This is a genomic window from Candidatus Spongiisocius sp. (assembly GCF_965221825.1).
GTDB lineage: Bacteria > Actinomycetota > Acidimicrobiia > Spongiisociales > Spongiisociaceae > Spongiisocius.
The window spans coordinates 647,810-670,158 of sequence record NZ_OZ244917.1; the positions used below are offsets into that span (position 1 = coordinate 647,810).

At 65.9% G+C, this 22,349-nt stretch carries 17 protein-coding genes and 1 pseudogene; 3 read left to right on the forward strand and 15 right to left on the reverse strand.

Translation table 11 applies throughout. The features are described from left to right. Position 1 precedes the first annotated feature (1 nt). The 4 genes and pseudogenes from nuoD to ACOQPD_RS03035 form a co-directional block, all read right to left on the reverse strand. Positions 2-1,357 (reverse strand): NADH dehydrogenase (quinone) subunit D, encoded by a 1,356-nt coding sequence (gene nuoD / locus ACOQPD_RS03020; protein WP_420613427.1) that lies wholly within the window; start codon positions 1,355-1,357, stop codon positions 2-4. Next, on the reverse strand, positions 1,357-1,866 hold the full coding sequence (locus ACOQPD_RS03025) for an NADH-quinone oxidoreductase subunit C (protein ID WP_420613428.1): 510 nt from the start codon (positions 1,864-1,866) through the stop codon (positions 1,357-1,359). The genes nuoD and ACOQPD_RS03025 overlap by 1 nt, the downstream gene beginning before the upstream one ends. Before the next feature lie 5 nt (positions 1,867-1,871). Beyond that, a pseudogene (locus tag ACOQPD_RS03030) lies at positions 1,872-2,336 on the reverse strand (NADH-quinone oxidoreductase subunit B); the annotation flags it as partial. Then, on the reverse strand, positions 2,336-2,755 hold the full coding sequence (locus ACOQPD_RS03035) for an NADH-quinone oxidoreductase subunit A (protein WP_420613429.1): 420 nt from the start codon (positions 2,753-2,755) through the stop codon (positions 2,336-2,338). The pseudogene ACOQPD_RS03030 and the gene ACOQPD_RS03035, both read right to left, overlap by 1 nt. 117 nt (positions 2,756-2,872) lie before the next feature. Here ACOQPD_RS03035 and ACOQPD_RS03040 point away from each other — a divergent pair, with 117 nt between their 5' ends. Then, positions 2,873-3,214, forward strand: coding sequence for a hypothetical protein (locus ACOQPD_RS03040; protein ID WP_420613430.1), 342 nt, complete (start codon positions 2,873-2,875; stop codon positions 3,212-3,214). Here the strand turns inward: ACOQPD_RS03040 and ACOQPD_RS03045 are convergent. The 6 genes from ACOQPD_RS03045 to ACOQPD_RS03070 form a co-directional block, all read right to left on the reverse strand. Next, on the reverse strand, positions 3,120-5,072 hold the full coding sequence (locus ACOQPD_RS03045; RefSeq protein ID WP_420613431.1) for an ABC transporter ATP-binding protein: 1,953 nt from the start codon (positions 5,070-5,072) through the stop codon (positions 3,120-3,122). The two genes, ACOQPD_RS03040 and ACOQPD_RS03045, sit on opposite strands and share 95 nt — an antisense overlap. Positions 5,073-5,196: 124 nt before the next feature. Beyond that, on the reverse strand, positions 5,197-7,455 hold the full coding sequence (locus tag ACOQPD_RS03050) for an arylsulfatase (protein ID WP_420613432.1): 2,259 nt from the start codon (positions 7,453-7,455) through the stop codon (positions 5,197-5,199). 52 nt (positions 7,456-7,507) lie between these two features. Beyond that, a complete protein-coding gene (locus ACOQPD_RS03055) occupies positions 7,508-8,560 on the reverse strand; it encodes an ABC transporter ATP-binding protein (protein WP_420613433.1) in 1,053 nt (350 codons plus the stop codon). Continuing rightward, positions 8,557-9,390 (reverse strand): ABC transporter permease, encoded by an 834-nt coding sequence (locus ACOQPD_RS03060; RefSeq protein ID WP_420613434.1) that lies wholly within the window; start codon positions 9,388-9,390, stop codon positions 8,557-8,559. The genes ACOQPD_RS03055 and ACOQPD_RS03060 overlap by 4 nt, the downstream gene beginning before the upstream one ends. A 67-nt stretch (positions 9,391-9,457) precedes the next feature. After that, positions 9,458-10,342, reverse strand: a complete 885-nt coding sequence (locus ACOQPD_RS03065) for an ABC transporter permease (protein WP_420613435.1) — start codon at positions 10,340-10,342, stop codon at positions 9,458-9,460. A gap of 87 nt (positions 10,343-10,429) precedes the next feature. Further along, positions 10,430-11,842: an ABC transporter substrate-binding protein gene (locus ACOQPD_RS03070; RefSeq protein WP_420613436.1), complete on the reverse strand. Its 1,413-nt coding sequence runs from the start codon at positions 11,840-11,842 to the stop codon at positions 10,430-10,432. A gap of 254 nt (positions 11,843-12,096) precedes the next feature. Between ACOQPD_RS03070 and ACOQPD_RS03075 the strand changes: the two genes are divergently transcribed. Beyond that, positions 12,097-14,295 carry an arylsulfatase gene (locus ACOQPD_RS03075; RefSeq protein ID WP_420613437.1) on the forward strand — a complete coding sequence of 733 codons (2,199 nt, stop codon included), beginning with the start codon at positions 12,097-12,099 and terminating at the stop codon, positions 14,293-14,295. 13 nt (positions 14,296-14,308) lie between these two features. On the opposite strand, the gene ACOQPD_RS03080 is transcribed toward ACOQPD_RS03075, so the two are convergent. Then, complete coding sequence (locus ACOQPD_RS03080; protein ID WP_420613438.1) at positions 14,309-15,376, reverse strand: Gfo/Idh/MocA family protein; 1,068 nt, start codon at positions 15,374-15,376, stop codon at positions 14,309-14,311. A gap of 233 nt (positions 15,377-15,609) precedes the next feature. Here ACOQPD_RS03080 and ACOQPD_RS03085 point away from each other — a divergent pair, with 233 nt between their 5' ends. Next, positions 15,610-16,752, forward strand: a complete 1,143-nt coding sequence (locus ACOQPD_RS03085) for a type II 3-dehydroquinate dehydratase (protein ID WP_420613439.1) — start codon at positions 15,610-15,612, stop codon at positions 16,750-16,752. Between the two features lie 158 nt (positions 16,753-16,910). On the opposite strand, the gene dnaE is transcribed toward ACOQPD_RS03085, so the two are convergent. From dnaE to ACOQPD_RS03105, 4 genes are all read right to left on the reverse strand, one after another. Continuing rightward, positions 16,911-20,435 (reverse strand): DNA polymerase III subunit alpha, encoded by a 3,525-nt coding sequence (gene dnaE / locus ACOQPD_RS03090; RefSeq protein WP_420613440.1) that lies wholly within the window; start codon positions 20,433-20,435, stop codon positions 16,911-16,913. Between the two features lie 88 nt (positions 20,436-20,523). Then, entirely contained in the window at positions 20,524-21,465 is a 942-nt protein-coding gene (locus ACOQPD_RS03095) for an RluA family pseudouridine synthase (RefSeq protein WP_420613441.1), read from the reverse strand. Next, the gene (lspA, locus tag ACOQPD_RS03100; protein ID WP_420613442.1) at positions 21,444-21,920 is read right to left on the reverse strand and encodes a signal peptidase II; all 477 of its coding nucleotides are present in this window, start codon (positions 21,918-21,920) and stop codon (positions 21,444-21,446) included. Before lspA ends, ACOQPD_RS03095 begins: the two co-directional genes overlap by 22 nt. Continuing rightward, entirely contained in the window at positions 21,890-22,270 is a 381-nt protein-coding gene (locus tag ACOQPD_RS03105; protein ID WP_420613443.1) for a TraR/DksA family transcriptional regulator, read from the reverse strand. Before ACOQPD_RS03105 ends, lspA begins: the two co-directional genes overlap by 31 nt. Between the last annotated feature and the right edge of the window lie 79 nt (positions 22,271-22,349).

A 22,349-nucleotide genomic window follows, 5' to 3' on the forward strand; every position in this document is an offset into this window, starting at 1 on the left:
CCTACCGATCCACATCGCCCATCACCGGGTCCAGCGACGCTATGCAGGCCACCGTGTCGGCCACCAGGGAGTCCGCCATCATGATCGGAAGCGCCTGGAGGTTGGAGAAGGAGGGGGCCCTGGTATGCATGCGCAATGGCGCTCCGCTCCCGTCGGACACCAGGTAGCACCCCAACTCTCCCCTCGGCGCCTCGATCGCCACGTAGGTCTCTCCGGCTGGAACCTTGAAACCCTCGGTGTAGATCTTGAAATGATGGATGAGAGCTTCCATCGACTCGTCGATGCGCCGCCTGGGAGGTGGGGAGACCTTGCGGTCGCCGGTCTTGTAGTCACCGCGGGGCATGGCGCCGGCCACCTGCTCGATTATGCGCAGCGACTGGTGCATCTCGCCGATCCGGACCCGGTAGCGGTCGTACACATCGCCCCGGCTACCGGTAACCACATCGAAGTCGTACGCTTCGATGCCGGAGTAGGGCTGAGCCTTGCGCAGATCCCACGGCACTCCCGCAGCCCGCAGGGTCGGGCCGGTGACCCCGTAGGCCAGGCACTCTTCCGCGGTGATGATCCCGACGCCGCGGGTACGGCCTATCCAGATCGGGTTCTCCTTCAGGAGGTCCTCGTAGTCCGCCATGGCCTGCGGGATCCGCTCCAGGATCTCGGCCACGTCCTCCTCCCACCCGTCCGGCAGGTCGGCGGCCACACCGCCCGGACGGATGTAGTTGTGGTTCATCCGCAGTCCGGTGGTCTTCTCGAAGAAGGCCAGGATCAGCTCCCGTTCGCGGAAGCCGTACATCATCATCGACAGCGCGCCGATGTCCATCCCGTTGGTGGCGGTGGCCACCAGGTGCGAGGACACCCGGTTCAGCTCGGTCATCAGGATGCGGATGGCCTGGGCGCGCGGCGGGATATCCACCCCCAGCAGTTTCTCCACGGCCAGCGAGTAGCAGAGCTCGTTGTGGAGGGGCGCCAGGTAGTCCATGCGGGTGACGTTGGTGCCGCCCTGGAGAAAGGTCAGCGTCTCGGCGGTCTTCTCCATCCCGGTGTGGAGGTATCCGATGATCGGCTTGACCCTGCGGACGATCTCCCCTTCGAGCTCGATGTTGAGCCTCAGCACCCCGTGGGTGGAGGGATGCTGGGGACCCATGTTGACGATCATCCGCTCCTCGTCGTCGACGGTGTCGTCGACCACCCAGTCGTCCACGACGCGGGCGCCCCGCTGCTCGACTCCCCTCTCGACCGTCTCGTCGCGCTCCATCTCCTGTGCGCCCTCGTCGGTCCCGGCCACCATCCACTCCGACACCTCCGGGGCTTCGGTGCCGGACACCCAGACATCGGTGGTGGAGGTCGGCTCGGCCATCATCTCACCCGGTGGGCGGCTTTGAACTGGACGGGGACGGCGCCCACGTCGAAATCGCGGCGTAGAGGATGGCCCACCCAGTCGTCGGGCATCAGTATGCGGGTGAGATCGGGATGGCCGGCAAAGCGGATACCGAACATGTCGTACGCCTCACGCTCCATGAAGTTGGCCCCGGGATAGACCGGCACCAGTGATGGCACCTCGGGATCGCCTTCGGGCACCGGCACCAGTATGCGGAGACGGCGGTTGTGCTGCAGGGAAAGGAGGTTGACCACCACCTCGAACCGGACCCTCCGCACACCCAGGTAGTCGACGACGGTGATGTCCGAACACATCTCGAAGCCGCCGGCTCGGGCCGCCTCGGCCAACCTGGCCAGATCACGGGCCGGAATCCGGATGACGTCGTCGCCTGTCGAGCAGTCAATCTCGGCGGAGGGCACGGCTTCCCCGAGGCTCGCCAGCATCTCGTCGGCGCCGGCCACAGGACCGGGCAAGCTGTCCCCAGGCATCAACGAGCCAACTCCCCCGACATCACCTTGTCCTGGAGGGTCAGTATCCCGTGCATCAGCGACTGCGGGCCCGGTGGGCATCCCGGAACGTACACGTCTACCGGCACGATCTGGTCCACCCCCTGGACCAGGGCGTAGTTGTTGAACATGCCACCGGTCGAGGCGCAGGCGCCCATCGAGATCACCCACTTGGGATCCGCCATCTGGTCGTATACCTGGCGCAGGACCGGGGCCATCTTCTGGGACACCCGGCCGGCCACGACCATCAGGTCGGCCTGGCGAGGAGACGCCCGGAACACTTCCATGCCGAACCGGGCCAGGTCGTTGTGGGCGGTGCCGGTGGCCATCATCTCGATGGCGCAGCAGGCCAGGCCGAAGGTGGCGGGCCACATCGACTGCTGCTGGGACCACCGCATGGCCTTCCCCAGCGTGGTAGTGAGGAGCTGCGGGGGAGCGGTCAGGTGGGCCATCAGGCAGCCTGCTCGCCGGCCGGAGCATCCGCGGTCGATCGGTACCGGGCGCGTCGCGACACGTTCCAGTCCAGGGCGCCGCGCTTCCACACGTAGCCGAGGGTTTCGACGATCAGCAGGGTGAAGATGGCGATGGCGGCCACGCCGCCCCAGCCCAGCGTCCCGAAGACCGACGCCCAGGCGAACAGGAAGATAATCTCGACATCGAAGATGACAAACAGGATCGCGACCAGGTAGAACTTGACCGGGAAGCGCTGGATGGGCTCGGCCTCGGTGACGATGCCGCACTCGTAGGGCTCCAACTTCTCGGCGGTGGGACGCTTGTACGAGATGAGATAGGAAACGATGAGCGATACGCCGGCGAACAATATGGCCAGCACGAGCATGAGCGCTATGGGGAGATAATCGGAAAGCTCCACGCCACCTCTCCGCGGGAAGCCAATCCTACGAACGGGCGCGAGTATCGCCAAAACGGGCCGGCTCCCGACTGCCCGAAATACCCGGATCTGTCACAGGCACATGGCACGATAGTGTCGATGTGCCGAAACCACGACACCACCCCGGTGATCCGTAACGGCGTTGCGATAATCGCCTGCAGGCAGTGCGGCATGGTCGCCTTCCGCAACCGTGACTCCTTCGGAGGCATAGCGGCGCTGTTCGCCGACTACCGCATGGTCGGCCGGGTGGAGGCGATCGGCGCCCCTGCCGGCGAGGTCGTGGCCTTCCGGCCCGCCAACCTCTCCGACCGCTCCGCCATGGACGCGATACCGCCGCACCGTTGGTTCAGGGCCAATCAGCACCTGTGGGTGTGCCATGACGGCTCCGTCCTGCTCCTTGCCCACCATTTCCCTCTGGTATCGCGAATGCTGGGGGCCTGACCCGATCACTCGAGCCGGTCCCGCGGAACTGGGTGCGGTACATGCGGGCGTAGATGCCATCCGTCTCCAGCAGGGCCTCGTGGGTTCCCTCCTCGACCAGCCGGCCCCCGTCGAGGACCAGGATCCGGTCGGCGGCCTGGATCGTCGACAGGCGGTGGGCGATGACGAGCGAGGTACGGCCCACCATCACCCGCTCCAAGGCCTCCTGGATCAGGGCCTCGGACTCCGAGTCGAGATGGGCGGTGGCCTCGTCGAGGATGAGGATGCGCGGGTCTTCGAGGATCACCCTCGCCAGGGCGATCCGTTGCTTCTCCCCGCCCGAGAGGCGGTAGCCACGCTCCCCGACCACCGTCCCGTAGCCATCCGGCAAGGAGGCTACGAAGTCATGGATGTTGGCGGCGCGTGCTGCCGCTTGGATCTCCTCCTCCGTGGCGTCCGGCTTGGCGTACCGCAGGTTGGCCGCGATGGAGTCGTGGAAGAGGAAGGTCTCCTGCGTGACCACCCCGATGGAGCGCTCGAGTGACTCGGTGGTGGCGTCGCGAACGTCCACCCCGTCGATCCGCACGGCGCCCCGGGTCACGTCGTACAGCCGAGGGATGAGGTAGCTCACCGTGGTTTTCCCGGCCCCCGACGGCCCCACCAGAGCCGCCAGCTCACCCGCCTCGATCCGGAAGGCGGCGTCCTCCAGCGCCCAGCGCCGGGTGGGAGACTGCGGGGACCGGGTCTCGCCCGGCTCGCCGGATCCGGCTGACGCCGTCAACCCGGCCGGGTCCGGCTGCAGGTACCTGAAGTACACCCCGTCGAACTCCACCGTCCCGCTCACCGGTCGGAGGTCGGTGGCATCCGGACGCTCCACTATCTCCTGGCGGAGGTCCAGCACCTCGAAGACCCGCTCGAACGAGACCAGGGAGGTGGCGAACTCCACCCGGGCGTTGGACATGGCCGACAGGGGCCCGTAGAGCTGCACCAGGAGGCTCGAGAACATGATGACCGTTCCCAGGCTCATGGTCCCTTGGATCACCAGGTATCCGCCCACCCAGAACACGGCCGCGGTACCGATGGCGCCCACCAGCCCGAGGGCGGCGAAGAACCATCTCCCCACCACCGCGGACCGGACGCCGAGGTCGCGGACCATCCCGGCCTCGGCCGAGAAGCGGGCCAACTCCTCGTTGCGGCGCCCGAACAGCTTGACCAGCAGGGCTCCGCTCACGTTGAAGGTCTCGTTGAGAATGGCCCCCATCGCCCCGTTGTGACGCATCTGGCGCTGGGTGATGGCGCGGAGCATCTGCCCCACCCGCCGGGCCGGGTAGATGAACAATGGCAGCGCGGCCACCGCCAGGAGCGTGAGGCGCCACTCGGCCTGAACCATCACCGCCAGGATGGCCACCACGGAGACCACGTTCGACACGATGGTGACGAAGGTGCCCGTGATGGCGGTCTGGGCGCCGACCACGTCGTTGTTGAGACGGGATACCAACTCGCCGGTCTTGGTCTCGGTGAAGAACCGCAGCGACATGCCCTGGAGGTGGGTGTACAGGGCCCGGCGCAGGTCGTAGATGATCCCTTCCCCCGCCCTGGAGCTCATCCAGCGCTGCAGCGCGCCCACCGACACGCTGATGAGCGGGACCACCACCATGGCCACGCCCAGCAGGGTCAGCCGCCCCACATCGGCGGACGGAATGGCGTTGTCGACCAGGTCGCGGATCAGGAGCGGCGGCACCACCGTCAGGCCCGAGACGACGAGGATGGTGACCAGGACTCCTACCAGCAACATTCGGTAGGGCACGCCGTAGGCGAATACCCGCCGTAACAGCGCCCGATCGATCTCGGGACCGCGCTGGTCCCGGTCGTGGCGCACGTACGACCACCATCCCCCACCGAAGTCGTGAAAGATCCGGACCTCCCGCTCTACACGCCGAGTGTACGGCCCGTATTGCGGTACGGAATCAGGACAGCCGGTCGGGCCGCAACGGGTCCGATGGCTACTGCTCGGCGAGTGCGGCTTCGAGGATCTTGGCCTTGTCCAGGGTGCCTTGTTCCCCGACGGTTACGGAAACCTTGTCTATCTCGCCCGTGAAGGCGAAGGGAGCTTCGTAGTCCGGGCAGACGGACAGGCCCCTGTCCAAGCCGCAGTTGAGACTGCTGTGGCTGGGGAAGACCCAGGGGATGGTCATGCCGATGCGGCCATTGACGGGTTCGGCATCCCCCACGACCAACCGTACGTTGCCGCGATGGTCCGCTTCTCTCTTGTAGATGACCGACACCCTTACCGGACCATCGCCTGCCGGAAGGGGGGCGGTCACCCGGTATTCCCGGATGCCGCACAGGTTGTAGACGAAACGCACCTCTCCGTCCTTGACGAAAAGGGTGTAGCCGCCGAACCGGTTGCCGTGGGCGAAGATGACGCCCTCGGTCACCCCAGAGGGGCAGGGGGAAATCGTGGTGACGATGTCGAAGTCCCGGTTGAGTGTGTTTACCGCTCCCCGGGCGAAAATCGGTTGCGTATCGGGCAGGTACTCGAATGTGTCCCGGTCGGGGCCGACTGAGGGCCGGGGATCGGGCCAGCGCTCGTGCCCACGGTCGTCGATGGGGAGCACGTTGTACCGGCCGGCCTCCACCCACCAGCGGTCAACCAGGTCCTGGACTATGTCCGGATGCTTCCCGGACAGATCGGTGGTCTCGTTGGGGTCGTCCGCCATGTTGTAGAGGAACCAGCGGTCCTGGCCGAAATTGCCCCGGCTGCTCATGGGAGCGTGATCGGCCACCGCCTTCCAGCCTTCGTAGTAGATCGCGCGGTGTCCCAGCATCTCGTAGTACTGCACCCGCTTGCGGGACTCGGCGTCGGCATCCAGGACGCTGTACCACATGCTCACGCCTTCGATCTCGGATTGGGGTACGCCATCGATGCTCGAAGGAGGCTCGATGTCCAGTGCCTCGAGGATGGTGGGCAACACGTCGGTCACATGGTGGTACTGGCGCCGAATCTCACCGGCGGTCTCGATCCGGTCCGGCCACCGGATGATGAAAGGGTCGGCGATCCCACCCTGCCACACGGACCGCTTCCACTCTCGGAAGGGTGTGTTGCCGGCCATCGACCAGCCCCGGGGGTAGTGATTCATGTATCCGGGCCCGCCGATCCGGTCGATGTGTTCCAGGAGCTCGGAGAACTCCGGGAACAGGGCGTTGTACATGGCGTACTCGTTGATGATGCCGTGCTCCTGGCCCTCGAGGCTGGCGCCGTTGTCGGACAGGAACACGATCATCGTGTCGTCAAGGCGGCCGATCCGACGCAGGAACTCCACCACCCGCCCGATCTGGCGGTCGGTGTGCGTGATGAAACCGGCGTAGACCTCCTGCATACGCGTGTACAGTCGCTTCTGGTCGTCCGACAGCGTATCCCAGTCGGCCACACCCCAGTTCCTTTCCGGCAGGCCCACCGACTCCGGCATCAACCCCAGTTGCTTCTGCCGGTCGAGCACCTGTCGCCGCTCCGCGTCCCACCCCTCATCGAAGACGCCCCGGTAGGCGTCGGCGTACTCCAGCGGTACGTGGTGGGGGGAGTGACCCGCCCCGTAGGCCAGGTAGAGGAAGAACGGTTTGGCGGGGTTGGCCGAGTGCGCGCCGGCCAGGTATTGGATGGCCCGGTCGGTCAAGTCGACGCTCAGGTGATATCCGTTGCCGCCGGGACGGTCTACGAACTGGTTGTCCTGGGCGAGGGCGCCCGGATGCCAGTGATCGATCATCCCCATCAGGAACCCGTAGAAACGCTCGAATCCGCGCCCGAGGGGCCACCGGTCGAATGGGCCGGCCGGGGTCTGCTCGTAATCGGGGGTCAGGTGCCACTTGCCCACCGCGAAGGTGTTGTAGCCGCGATCCCGCAGGATCTCCGAGAGCATGCCGTGCTCCGGTGGCATTACCGCGTTGTGGCCGGGATACCCCATCGCCAGCTGCGGGATGCTGGCCATGCCGCAACTGTGATGGTTCCGCCCGGTCAGCAGCGCTGCCCGAGTCGGTGAGCACAGGGCGGTGGTGTGGAAGGCCGAGTAACGGATCCCCTCGGCCGCCAGGGCGTCAATGTTGGGCGTGCGGATCGACGACCCGTAGCACCCGATCTGTCCGAAGCCGACGTCGTCGAGGAGGATCACCACCACGTTGGTCCGGCCGTCGGCAACGGGCGCGGATTGCGGCCAGCGGACATCGGACTCTTCCCTCGTCTTTCCGATTCTTTGAGGACCGCCCATCACCTCTCCAATCATGCTCCACCGGGGCCTGGCCGTTCCCCGGCCTGCCGTCCTAGGCCCCCGAGTCGTCCTCGAGTATCCAGATGTGCTCCTTCGGCAACTCGACCAACACCTGGTCGCCCGTCTTGAGAGTCGCGGACGGCGGGGCGTGGACCGTCCATGTGGTGTCCGCCAGTTGCACGAAGACCTGGGTATGGGTACCCATGTATATCGCCGAGGTCACCGTCGCCGGGAGGCAGTTCTCCCCGCCTGCCCGGTTCGACAGCGTCAGGGTCTCCGGCCGCGCCGTGACTACGACCGGTCCATCGCCGGTGTCGGCCACGTTGTGGCCCACTACCAGATCGCCCGCGCCGGTGCTGACCACGTTGCCGCGGCGAGTTCCGGGCAGGAAGTTCTGGCTGCGGAAGAAGCTGGCGATGCCGGCCGTGCGAGGATGGCGATAGAACTCGTCCGGTTTGCCGACCTGCTGCAGTGTCCCGTCGAACATCAAAGCGATCCGGTCGGCGAGCATGACCGCCTCCTCCTGGTCGTGAGTGACGAAGATGGCGGTGATCCCGAGATCCCGTTGGATCGAGCGGATCAGGTGGCGCATGGTGATGCGCAAGTTCGCGTCCAGGTTGGCGAGCGGCTCGTCGAGCAACAGTACCTTGGGATGGGTGACCAGGCCTCTGGCCAGGGCCACCCGCTGCTGCTGGCCGCCGGACAGTTCGTGCGCCTTGCGGGTGCCGAGACCGGACAACTCGACCCGGTCCAGCATTTCCTCCACCCGCCGGTTGATCTCGCCCTTGCCCATGCCGGCCATCTTGAGGCCGAAACCGACGTTCTGGGCCACGGTCATGGTGGGGAACAGGAGATGCTGCTGGAAGATCAAGACCGCTTCGCGTCGTTCGGTAGCGACGTCCACAACCGACGAACCGTTGAACAAGACGTCCCCGGTGGTGGGGCGGGCCAGCCCCGTGATCATCCGCAGGGTGGTGGTCTTCCCGCAGCCGGAAGGACCGAGCAACGCAACCATCTCCCCGGAGGCGATTTCCAGGTTCAGGTCCTTGACTGCCCACTTGTCACCGAACGCGCGCCCGAGATGGACGAGAGACACATCCGTCATACCTTGCCGAAACCTCCCATCACGGTCGAGCCGCGCCCTAACGACCTAGAGGTCAGGATCAACACCATGACTGCGGGTGCGACGAAGATCAATGTAATCGAGGCCGCCACCGCGGCATTTCCCTGCCCGAGGAACGGGAAGAGCACCATCGGCAGCGTGATCAGTATCCCGCTGCCGATCAGCACCGTGGTCACGTACTGCGACCATGAGATCAGGAACGTGAACAGGCAGGCCACGAACAGTCCCGACGAGATGGCGGGCAACGTGACGTGCCGGAACACTCGTATCTTGTTGGCGCCAAGAGTCCGGGCCGTCTCCTCCAGGGCCGGGCTGTAGTTGGCGAACACGCTGGACATCACCAGGACGAAATAGGGTGTGGCCGGTATCAGGTGGACCAGTGACACGCCCAGGACGGTCGCGGTGAGGCCTAGCCTGATGAAGACGATGTGGATCCCCATGGCGGCCACCAGCGCAGGCACGATGATCGGCATCATCAGAATCCACTCGACTACGCGCTTGCCGCGGAACTGGTGCTGGCCCAGGGCTCGGGCCGCCGGCATACCGACCAGGAGCGCCAGAGTGGTGGTCAGCAGCGCGATGCGTAGGCTATTTCCGAGCGATTCGAACACGCGGGACGTGTCATCGATGGTGTAGGTCCATGCGTCGAGGCCCCACTCGCCGGGAACGACGTCGGGGTAGTGCCAGCGGAAAGAGAAGGACCTGAGTAGCAGCGACACCGCCGGCAGGACCACCGACACCACAATGATGGTTACGGTGGCCCACCGCAACCAGTTGACCTGCCGCCGCTCGGGTAGCAGCTGTTCGCTCACTGCCTGGTCCGGACCTGGGGCAGTCCCGTGAGTGGGTGTCGACATCATCGGATCCTGACCGCCTGTTTCACGTCGACCTCGAGTATCGGGCCAGCCGCCTGTAGGCGATCAGCAGGAGGACCGTTATCACGGCCAGCACGATGGCAATGGCCATCCCCTTGGGCCTCGACGTCAGCTCGGGACGCTGGAACTCTCGGAAGGCTTGGACCGGAAGGGTGGTCGGGAAACTCTGTCCGAGCAGGAGCGGGATCTCGAAGTTCGCGAACGTGAAGGCAAACACGATTATCCACGTGGACACCACTCCGGGCATGATGAGAGGCAACAACACGTGCACGAGCCGCTGCCTCTTGGTAGCTCCCAGGGTCTGGGCTAGCTCCTCGTACTGGGGACCGACGCTCTGGAGGATGGCAAGCACCACCAAGCCGATGAACGGGATCTCCTTCCACATGAACGACAACATCACTCCGATGCTGGCCTTGTCGTACAAGATCGCCGGGAATTCACCAGGAGCGTTGATCAGTCCTAAGGCAGCGGCTATGCGAGACAGGAGACCGCTCTGGGAGAACAGCAGGATGACTGCGCTGGCGGCCACCAGGTGGGGTACGGGGAGAGGAATCTGGAACAGGAACGTCGCCAGACGGCTACCCGAGAAGCGCTGCCTCAGGACGAGAGCCGCGCCGACGGCCAGTACGGTCGACAGCAGCGTGACCGAGAAAGCGATGCGGAACGTGGTCCACAGCGAGACGAGGAAGTTCCGGTCGGCGACCGCGTCCACATAATGGCGGAAGGTGAACTCGGTGAGGCCGGCGGCCGGGAAGTAGCCAAGACTCTGCATGAGGCCGGCCACCAGGCCGCCAAGGAACAGCAGGAGGATTACCGCCAACGCCGGTGTCAGCATCAGTGGGATCTTCAGCCGTTCCTTCAGCGGCGTCTGGCGTCGTTCAAGCGTCATCGACACGAATGCGCTCCCTGCCCGAAGGTCGGGGTGGGGCCGGTTGCTTGATCGTGCGCCGGCCCCACCGTGCTCCTCACCTCTCGGCTAGGCCTCGAGGACGTTCTCGATCCAGCCCGCCTCCATCTGCGTCGGCCATGAAGCGTGCGGCTCGGGCAATCCGGCCGCGGCAAGCACGTCGAAGGGAAGGGTTGCCACTCCCCGGTCGTACGAGTTGAGGATGTCACGCTCCTCCTGCGTCCAGGTGTTGGTATCGGTGGGGAGTCCCCATCCCCACTGTTCCGGGTTGGCCTGGATCAACTGGTTCTCGGTGCTCAGTATGTGGTTGGCGACAATCATCGCGCCGGCCGGGTTGGTGGCATTCTTCGGGATCGTCACGTAGTTCTTGTTGGTGAGCGTTCCGGTGTCCATCACCCACGTGCGGATGGTGTCGGGGTAGGTCCCGTTGTTGATCAAGGTTGACGGTCGCCGCGGGTTGAGCGACATGCCGAAATAGACCTCGCTGTTGGCCAGCAGATCCTGCAGGGCTCCGATACTGGTCGGATAGGTGTCGCCGCCGCGCCACAGATCGGGCTCAATGGCGTTCATGTATTCCCACACCTTCGGAGCGATGCTGTCGAACACCGCCTGGTCGAATGGTTGCTGGAACACCGAGTAGTCGTCGGCCGCCCAGTAGAACATGTGCTTCACGAAGCTCAAGCCGTGGAAGTCCGGCGGGGCCGGGTAGGTGAACAGGCCCGGGTTGGCGTGAGCCCATTCCGCCAGAGCCTCGAAAGTTCCGGGCGGTTCCGGCACGAAGGCCGAGTTGTACACGAAGACCATCTGCGCAGAACCCCATGGCGACTCGAGGCCGTCAACAGAGACACCGAAGTCGTAAGCGATCGATGGATCGTCCCAGTTGACGTGCACGGCGTTGGGGATCCCCTCCGACCACGGCCCGAACAGCAGGTCTGCCTCCTTCAGCGTCTTGAAGTTGTCTCCGTTGATCCAGATCATGTCGACGCTTCCGCCCTCGGTCACTCCGGCTTGATGCTCGTTGAGGACGAGGTTCACGGCCTCGACGGTATCGCCGAGCGGAACCCGGTTGAGGGTGACGTTGTAACGCTCCTTCACCACATCGCCGATGTAGGTGTCAACCCAGCTGTTGAGGTTCTCGTTGCCTCCCCACATGTGCCAGTTGACCGTGGTTCCGTCAGCGGCGGCGAGCACGTCCTCCCAGGTGTCGTACATGGGGACATGAACCTCGGTCCCCATCATCTCTTCCATTGCCTCGGTAGTGGTCGGAGCTTCCTCTGCCATCGCCTCGGTGGTGGTGGGAGCCTCTGCCATCGCTTCGGTAGTAGTTGGAGCTTCCTCCATGGCTGCCGTAGTGGTTGTCGCCTGGGTCGTGGCGGCAGTTGCCGGCGTGCTGTCGTCGTCGGACCCGCACGCGGCTGCCACTAGGGCGAAGACCGTCAAAAGTAGGAGAACGGAAAAGGGTTTCCGGTTTCGGGCAATCATCAGATCCTCCCTCCGAGGTGATTGCAGGAGCAGTTTGCACATGGTTGCAAGGCCGGCGGGGGTAGATGCGCACCGCCGGAGCCTTGTCCGTCAACGAGACCGTAGATACACCTGCCATCGGGTGTCAATATAGGGTGGGCGACCAGGTGGAGATACTGCAGCCCGGAACTGCCACCGAGCGAGGCGGTCTCGAGCCTGCGAACGCTGGGCCGAGCGTGCGCCATAGGCAGGCGGTGGAGTAGGCTCGCCGGATAATGAACGGCGGTGGGACAGAACGGAAGCCGCACGCGGTCGGTGCGACCGAAGGTGACGGCCGCAGGCCCGACGTGTTGCTCATCATGTTCGACGACATCGGCTTCTCGGACCTGGGTTGCTACGGATCCGAGATCGACACTCCCAACCTCGACGCATTGGCCGCGGGCGGTCACCGCTACAACAACTTCCATGCCACGACGCTCTGCTCGCCCTCTCGGGCCTGCCTGCTGAGCGGTCGCAACCACCATGCGGTGGGCATGCGGATGCTCACCGGGACCCGTTACGACTACCCCAGCGGCCAGGAGCGGATCACCAGGAGGGCGGCGCTCATCTCCGAGGTGCTGCGCGAGTCCGGGTGGAACACATTTGCGGCGGGGAAGTGGCACGTTCTTCCGGCTGACAGCCAGGGACCGGCCGGGCCCTACGGCGACTGGCCTCTGGCCCGGGGCTTCAACGGTTTCTACGGGTTTCTGGGGGGTGCGGCAGACCACTATTACCCCGAACTGGTGCGTGACAACCATCACATCGAGCCTCCGGCCAGGCCGGAGGACGGATACCACCTGACGGATGACCTGATAGACCGCTCCTCACGGTTCGTCTCCGACCACATCGCCCACCGCCCCTGGGACCCGCTGTTTCTCTACCTTCCTCTCGGTGCTGCCCACGCACCGCATCATGCTCCCCCCGAGTACATGGAGAGGGTCCGCGGTCGTTTCGACGCCGGCTACGACCGGATCCGCGAGCAGAGGCACGAGCGGCAGTTGGAGGCCGGCATCATCCCGCCGGGTACAGACCTGCCGCCGAGCAATCCCGATGTTCGCCCGTGGGCGAGCCTTACCGCGGAGGAGCGTCTGGTATCAGCGCGCCTGCAGGAGGCTTACGCGGCCTTCATCGAGCACACCGACGCGGCGCTCGGGCGCCTCTTCGATCACCTGAAACGGGTGGGTCGCTGGGACAACACGCTCATCTTCGTGTGCTCCGATAACGGGGCGGCCATGGACGGCCGCGATATCGGGGCCTTCGGGCGCATCCACTTCTTCAACGACATCGAGCCGGGGGCGGCGGAAATCATCGATCGGATCGACGAGATCGGAGGTCCCACCGCCGACTCCCAGTACGCAAGGGGCTGGGCACAAGCCTCCAACACACCACTCAAGTGGTACAAGCGCTACACGCACGGCGGAGGCATCAGGGTTCCGTTGATCGTCAAGTGGGGGGACCGAACGGCTTCCCCCGGCGCCGTGCTTGATCAGTTCCACCACCTGATCGACATCGCGCCCACCATCTACGAGGTGGCGGGAGTGGAGCCGCCTGCCGAGTACCTCGGGCGTTCCCAGTTGCCGATCCACGGCAAGAGCATGGCCTACACGTTCGGTGACCCGACGGCGCCGAGCCGGAAGGGCCCGCAATACTTCGAGATGACCGGTCACCGGGGGATATGGGCGGACGGATGGAAAGCGGTCACTCGCCACACGCCCGGCGATCCCTATGCCACGGAGGAGTGGGAGCTCTACCACCTGGACGAGGACTTCTCCGAGTTCACCGACCTAGCCGCCTCCGAGCCCGAGAAACTGGCTGAACTCGACCGCTTGTTCTGGCGCGAGGCGGAGGCCAACGATGTGCTGCCGCTCGACGACCGCTACATGGAGCTGTTCTGGTCCTACAGCATGGACGAGCGGTCTCCGCTCTACCGGCGGCGGGTCGACTATTACCCACCCCTCAGCCACGTCGAGCGGGCTGCCACACCCCCGATCGAGCACTGTTCCTACAAGATCGAGGCGGTCGCCTCCGGCGAGATGGAGGGCGTGATCGTTGCCTACGGCCACCCGACATCCGGCTTCGTGCTGTACATGAAGGACGGACGCCTCCACTACGAGTACAACGCGGCGGGTCCGGTCATAACCCACAGCATCTCCCTGCCGGACGACGATCCCCTGACGTTAGGGTTCGAATTCGACCTGCTGGGTGAGAGAGACGGTCGGGGTCGCCTGAGCGCCGGTGACCACCGGGGTGGATGGTTCGACTTCGACCGCGTACTGATCTGGATCTCCCTTGCCGGTATGGACGTGGGCCGTGACGAATACGGTCCCATCAGTACTCGCTACGAAGCGCCCTTCCCGTTCCAGGGTGTACTCCAGCGCGTCACCTTCCGCCTCGGCAGCGAGATCAAGGTCCCCCGCCGCCGCGACGACTACTAAGACCCACCAGGATTCAGGGGACGGGATTCCCCGGCCGGTAGGAGTCCATGAACACCTCCCGTCCCTGGCGGGAGGAGTCGTAGATGGCCATGATGATGGCCAGCGATACCCGGGCGTCCTCACCGGTGAGCACAGGATCACGATCCTCGCGGATGGCGTCGACCATGTCCTGGAGCTGGATCCGGTGGCGAGTCTGCGGATAGGCCCAAGGGTCGTCGATGTCGGTCAACCCGAAATCCGGGTCCAACTCCACGCGACCCTCGTCACCCTTGACATCCCACACAAGGAACTTGTCGTACTGGGCATTGGCGACCACGGTTCCCAGTTCTCCATGCAGCTCGACCCGGGATTTGAGGGCGGTCCGGACCGAGGAAGTACTCTCGATGATCCCCATGGCGCCGCTGGCGAAGCTGACCACCGCGGTAGCAGTGTCCTCCACCTCTATGTCGTGGAACTGGGTGGCCACCCGTCCCATCACCGACCGCACCGGCCCCATCAGATACTGCAGCAGATCGATGATGTGGATGGACTGGGTCATTAGACAACCCCCACCCTCGAGCGCCTCGGTTCCCCGCCAGGCGGCAGAGGCGTAGTAGGCAGCCGTCCGGCTCGACTTGTCAACCGCATCGCTCAGAAACACCCGCCCCAGACGACCCGAGTCAACCGCCTCCTTGAGGGTGCGCGCCACCACCCCGAAACGCATCTGGAAGACCACCCCCAGCTTGGTGTTGTTCGCCCGGCAAACGCCGATCATCCGATCGGCCCTCTCCAAGGTGGTCTCGAGAGGCTTCTCCACCAAGGCATGCTTGCCGGCGTTCGAAGCGGCGATCGTCACCTCGGCGTGCATACCGGTGGGAACCGACACAACCGCCACATCGACATCATCGTGTTCCACCAACCGCCGATAATCGGTGAACCAGTGTCTGGCACCGTGGGTCTGAGCAAATCTCCGAACGTTGGGCTCGTTCCGGCTGCACACCGCCACCAACTCGGCGCCATCGACGAATTCGAGTTCCTTGGCCATGAAGCCGCCCGACATGCCGGTCCCGACCAGACCGAAGCCGATTTTTCCGTCTCTCAACGCCATCGCCCTCCAATCGGAGTGTACCGCTCCGGATGAACCGCCCCGGGTCATCGGAGGGCGACGGACACCCCGGTTAGCCGAAATCGGCACATTGAATCGGTGCGGTACTCACATGCGGGGAGAGAGCGACCACCAACCACCAACCACCAACCACCAACCACCAACCACCAACCACCAACCACCATGTTCGATCCCACCCGGCCTCCCGGCCCGCCTACGCTCTGGGGATCATGCGAATCCTGGTGCTGAACGGCCCCAACCTCAACCTCCTGGGCGGGCGCGCCCCGGAGGTCTACGGCTCGGCCACGCTCGACGACGTGGTCGAGCAGTGCCACGCGCGCTCGACCCGGCTCGGCCACCGGCTCGACACCCTCCAGTCCAATCACGAGGGGGAGCTGATCGAGGCCATTCACGCCGCCCGGGAGACCGCGGACGGGATCGTCTTCAACCCGGGCGCCTTCTCCCACACCAGCTACGCGCTCCACGACGCCATCGAGGCGGCCGATGTCCCCACCGTCGAGATCCATATCTCCAACGTCCGGGAGCGGGAGCCGTGGCGGCGTATCTCTGTGACCGAACCGGCCTGCGTGCACCAGATCTTCGGTCGGGGCGTCGCCGGCTACCTGGACGCCATCTCCCATCTTCACTACCGGCGGGCCCATCCGCCCCTCACCCTGTCATACGGACCACACCCCGACCAAGTGGCCGACCTGCGGCTTCCCGATGCTCCCGGACCGCACCCGGTGGCGGTCCTGGTCCACGGTGGCGGGTGGGCCGACCCCTACACCCGTGATCTGATGGACGGGGCCGCGGTCGACCTGACCAGGAGGGGAACGGCCACCTGGAATGTCGAGTACCGGCGGGTCCCGCCGGTGGGCGGCTGGCGGGACTCCATGGCGGACGTATCGGCCGCGGTCGGCGCCCTGTCCCCCATCTCCGACGACCATCGCCTCGACCTCGAACGGGTGACGGTCATCGGACACTCGGCCGGCGCCCAGCTGGGATTCTTCGCCGCCAGGACCGCATCCGTGCGGCCGGTCGGCTTCGTCTCGCTCGCAGGGATGCTCGACCTGGAAAACACAGGTTCCGGATTCGACGACCTCATCTCGGCCTTCCTGGGTGATGACCGCCGCGCTCATCTCGCGAAGGTCGACCCCATCAAGGCTCTACCCGGCGGGTTCTCCACCGTGGCGGTGCACGGCCGCCGGGACCGATCCGTGCCGCCCGATCAGAGCCACCGGTTCGTCGAGGCGTCCCTGGCGGCCGGTGACCCATCCCGCCTGGTCGAGCTGGCGGATGCCGACCATATGGACGTCATCTCTCCCCTCGCCGCCGGATGGGAGGCGGTGGCCCGCGCATGCCTGGCCGGCTAGGAATGGGCTGAAGAAGCCCACTCGGCCCGATAGCCCGACGAAGGAACCCCAGGTCGGGGCCGGCTGGGTGGGCGTGTAGGCGACCTATTCGGCACGCTCCTCAGGTCCGCTCAGGTTTCAGGCTCCGGGCCGGAGCATCTCCTCCCGACGGATTGCCCTCATGCGAGGGCCGCCTCACCGAAAATGCCCTTCACCTCGGCGTAGAGCGACGACGAGAGTTCCACCTTCTCGTCCAGCCTGTAGACCTTCCGGCGCTCTCCCGCAGTGAGATCGATGAAAACCGGCGCCGGACCCGGATGGTTGGACAGCACCTGACGGAGCTCGCGCAGCGCCTCCGTGAAGGCCGCCTGATCCGTGAGCGCCGCGTAGGGCTCCAGATGTAGCCGAAGGTCGCTGTCGGGGATGAGCTTGGGCCGGGTGATCCGGTAGGCCCGGACCTTCACCTCGTCCCCCGGGTTGTTCAACCTGCCCTCGACCACCATGATGGCGTCCTCCTCGAGTAGCTCCCCGACCGACGACAGGGTCTTGGGGAAGGCCACCACCTCGACCGTGTTGTCGAGGTCCTCAATGTTGAAGTAGGCCATCTGCTCCCCCGAGGACGTGTAGCGCCGGGTGATCCCGCTGACGATCCCGCCGACCCGCACCCGTTCCCCGTCCGGCAACGCCGCCAGCCCGGACACGGTGGTGGTGGCGTGCTGGGCTAGGGCCCGGTCCAGGCCGTCCAGCGGATGGTCCGACACGTAGAGGCCCAGCATTTCCTTCTCGTGGGCCAGCAGTACGTTCTTCTTCCATTCGTCTCCGGGAATCGCCACCTCGTCGAAGTCCGGGACCTCGGCTTCCCCGCCGAACAGGCTGAACTGGCCCGCGTCCTCGTGCCGCCTCCGGGCGAGGGTGCGCTCGATCAGCAACTCGGCCACCTCGTTGAGACCCCGCCGGGCATGCCCCAGGTCATCGAACGCGCCCGCCCGGATCAGCGAGGCCACCACCCGCTTGTTGAGTGCCGTGCCGTCCACCCGGTTGGCGAAGTCCTGGAAGTCCTCGAAGGCGCCCCCGGCGTGGCGCGCCTCTATGATCTTCTCGACCACCGCCGACCCGATGTTCCGCACACCCGAGAGCCCGAACACGATCCTGCCGTCCCGGACGGTGAAGTCACTCTCGGAAGCGTTGACAGACGGGGCCGACACCACCAGGCCCATCGTTCGGCATTCGCTCAGGTACATCCGGGTGCGGTCCTTGTCCCGTCGCGATGACGTGAGCAGTGCGGCCATGTACTCGGCGGGGAAGTGGACCTTGAGGTAGGCGGTCTGGTAGGCCAACAGGCCGTAGGCAGCGCTGTGCGACTTGTTGAAGCCGTAGCCTGCGAAGCCCTCGATCGAGTCGAACAGGGCGCCCCCGAACTCCGGCGGGTTGCCGCCGCTTACCACCCCGTCGACGAACTTGTCCCGTTCCCTGGCCATGATGGCGGGGATCTTCTTGCCCATCGCCTTGCGCAGGGCGTCGGCGTCTGCCATCGAGTACCCCGCTATGTCGCGGGCGATCTGCATGACCTGTTCCTGGTAGATCATGAGGCCATAGGTCTCGCTCAGCACGCTCTCGGTGGCCGGATGGGGATAGTCCACGGGGCTGCGCCGGTTCTTGCGGTTGGCGTAGGCGTTGTGCCAGTCGTTGGACATCGGCCCGGGCCGGTACAGGGCTACGAGGGCGATCATGTCCTCGAATCGGTCCGGCCGGAGGCTCCTGATCAGGGACCGCATGGCGGTGCCCTCCAACTGGAAGACCCCGATGGTGTCGCCCCGGCACAGCATGGCGTAGGTGTCGGGATCGTCCAGTGCGATCCCGTCGATGTCATGGAGGGTGCCGGTACTGCGTTCGATCAGGTCCAGTGTTCGATCGATGGTCGACAGCGTGCGCAGCCCGAGAATGTCCATCTTGAGCAGCCCCAGCTTCTCGATGGCATGCATCTCGTACTGGGTGACCACCTCGGCATCCTCGCCCTTGCGCTGCACCGGGACCAGATCGGTGACCGGACGGGGAGCGATCACCACCGCCGCGGCGTGGATCGAGTCCTGGCGGCGTAGCCCCTCCAGACCCCGCGCGGTATTCAGGACCAAGCGGACATCATCATCGTTGCGATACTCCTCCCGCAGGGCGGCGGCGTGGCTATGCCACTCTCTGGTGATGGCATCGGCCTCGGGGCCCGGGGGGTTGAAGCAGATGTCGAGCGAAGCCTCCCGTCCCAGGACGGGATCCGGCATCAGCTTCGCCAGGCGGTCGCCCATCGCGTACGGGAAGCCCTGGACCCGGGCAGAGTCGCGAATCGCCTGCTTCCCCTTGATGGTGGAGAAGGTGACGATCTGCGCCACGTGATCGGATCCGTACCTGTCCGCCGCGTACCGTATGACGTCGCCGCGGAAACGCTCGTCGAAGTCCATGTCGATATCAGGCATCTCGCGCCGCCCGGGGTTCAGGAAGCGCTCGAAGATGAGGCCGTACTCGATCGGGTCCAGGTCGGTGATACCCAACGAGTAGGCGACGATCGACCCGGCCGCCGACCCCCGTCCCGGGCCGACCCGGATCCGGCGCGACTTGGCGTAGCGCACCAGGTCCCAGACGATCAGGAAATAGTCGGGGAAGCCCATGTCATCGATGATCCGCATCTCGTGCTCTATGCGCTCCCCGACCTCGCCGCCGGTCTCGCCCTGGTAGCGCCGGCGAGCGCCTTCCATCACCAGCTCCCGCAGGTAGGACATGGCGGTGTGGCCGTCCGGCACCGGAAAATGGGGCAGGAGCATCTGATCGAAGTCCAGGTGCACGTTCGCACGCTCGGCTATCAGGAGGGTGTTGTCGCACGCGCCGGGATAGGTGTCCTCCGGGAAACGCTCGCGCATCTGCCGGGGGGTCTTCAGGTAGAACTCGTCGCCGTCGAAGCGAAGGCTCCGCTCCGGGTCGTTAACGGTCGATCCGGTCTGGATGCAGAGCAGGACATCGTGGGCGGCCGCCTCGTCCTGGCGGGTGTAGTGGGCGTCGTTGGTGGCCAGGAGCGGGGCGCCGACCCGCTCGGATATCTCCACCAGGTCGGGGAGGATGCGTCGCTGGCTCTCCAGGCCCAGGTCGTGGAGCTCGATGAAGAACCGGTCCCGGCCGAAGATGTCCTGGTACAGGCCGGCAGCCTCCACGGCCTTCTCCAGGTCTCTCCGGCCGCCGGCATTCCCGTTCTCCCGGGGCGCGTCCGGGGCGAGCAGGGTGGGCACGTGACCGGACAGGCATCCGCTGGTCGCGATTATCCCCTCGGCGTACTCGGCCAGTAGCTCGTGGTCCATGCGGGGCTTGTAGTAGTAACCCTCCAGGAAGGCCCTGCTGACCAGCTTGACCAGGTTGGCGTAGCCGGTCTGGGTCTCCGCCAGAAGGGTGATGTGGTGGCGGACGTTGTCCCGGCCGGTGGGCCGGTCGAAGCGGGAGCCGGTGGTGAGGTAGCCCTCCACACCGATGATCGGTTTGATTCCCGCTCCGGTGGCGGCCCGGTAGAAGTCCACGGCGCCGTAGAGAACTCCGTGGTCCGTCAGGCCCAGCGCCGGCTGGCCGGCGGACACCACTGCGGCCACGGCGTCGTCGATCCGCGCCGCGCCGTCCAGCATCGAGAACTCGCTGTGCACGTGGAGGTGAACGAACCCGTTACTCACCATGCTCATCCTTGACCGCTACCCATCGACCGGTCAGGGGCACCCAGCGCTCCGGAACACTAGCGACTCTCGGCAGATCGGGAGTCGTCGACTATTCCGTCGGCACCTCTCCGGTACCGGGCCGACCGAGGACATCGAGGCTCGACCGGAGATCGAGGGGAAGGGGCACCTCCACATCTAGTTCATGGCCGGAAACCGGATGGCGGAGGCCGAGCCGGTGGGCATGGAGCCAGACGCGCCCCGGATCGACTCCTGCCCCGGCGGGCCGGCCGTAGACCCGGTCCCCCACCACGGGACGGTCGATCGAGCCCAGGTGCACCCGGATCTGGTGGGTGCGCCCGGTCTCGAGGGTCACCTCCAGCAGGCTCAGCAGGGGACGATCCCACGCGGCCAGACACCGGTAGTGGGTGACGGCGGGCTTGCCGCCGGGACCTACGAACCGGCGCGCCCGCCGCCGATCGATCGGCGCGTCGATCGTCCCGGAGGCGACGCCGAAGCCGCCGTGGGTAAGGGTGAAATAACGCCGGCGTACATCCCGGGCGGCCATCGCCTCAGTCAGGCGGCGATGGGCAACCGGACGCCGGGCGATGAGGATCGCTCCGGAGGTGTCCATGTCGAGGCGGTGAACGATCCCCCAGCGCGGGTACTCGCCCACCCCCTCCACCTCCGGCCACCGATGGAGGAGCGCCGAGACCAGGGTTCCCTCGCCGTGACCGGGTCCCGGATGGGTGACCATCCCCGCGGGCTTGCCGACCACAGCCAGGTAGCGGTCCTCGTAGTGGACGTCCAGTTCGAACGGATACGGTCGCAATGCGGGGGTCTCGGGAGGCACGAACCAGAGTCCGTCTCCGGCCGCAAGCCGCGTGCCGGGCCGGGTCCTGCTGTCCGGCCCCGTCGTGACCCGGCCTGCCCGGCCGGCCTCGATCATCCGCCTGGCCCCTGCCCGGCTCACCCCGGCCAGCCGCGCCAGGACCAGGTCGAAGCGGGCGCCGTCCAGCGACTCGGGAACGGTCAGGTGCGTCTGGCCGCCCATACGAGGATCACCACGCCCACCGTGATGGCGGAGTCGGCCAGGTTGAAGGTGGGCCAGAAGCTGAAATCGATGAAGTCCGTGACCGCCCCGGAGAGCCAGGGTCCACGGAAGATCCGGTCGCCGAGGTTTCCGATCGCCCCGCCGAGCACCAGGCCCAGACCGACCAACTCGCTGGTGCTCCTGGTGCGCTCCACCGCTACCAGGATCAGGAAGGCGACGAGGAGGGCGGCCAGGCCCAACCAGGCCCCGTAGCCCTGGAACAGAGAGAAGGCCGCCCCCGAGTTCTCCGTGACCGCGAGCCGGAACCACCTGGGAATGATCACGAGGTCGTGGTCGGCCAGCGCCGTCCGCGCCCACAGCTTGCTGATCTGATCGGCTACGAGGACGGCTCCGCCCAGGAGGCCGGCGTTGATGCGTCGGCTGGTCAGCGCCGGAGCGAAGCGCACTTCACGCATAGGCTGGTCTGCGGAAGTGCCCGCAGCCGCGCCACCGGGATGGGACCTCCACAAACCCGGCAATCACCGTAGGTGCCGTCCTCGAGCGCCTGCAACGCACTGCGGACCTGGCCGAGCAGGTCGCGGCTGTTGCGGTCCACCGACAACTCCTTCTCGAACTCGAAGGCCATCGACCCGCCATCGGCCGAGTCGGGATCAGGCCTGCGCTCGGCGGAGGTCTCCGCCATCCTTACCTCGCTCCGCTCGGCCTCGTGGTCGGCGATGACCACCACAAGGCTCCGCTCCTTCTCCTCGAGGAGCCTCTTGAAACGTGCAAGTGTGGACTCGGCCAGCTTGCGACGAGACGCCATACCGCTCTTCCCTCCGGGTGCGACTGTGGGGGCCGACTGAAGGTAGCAGGTCGGAAACCCGACCGCAGGCATCGCCCAT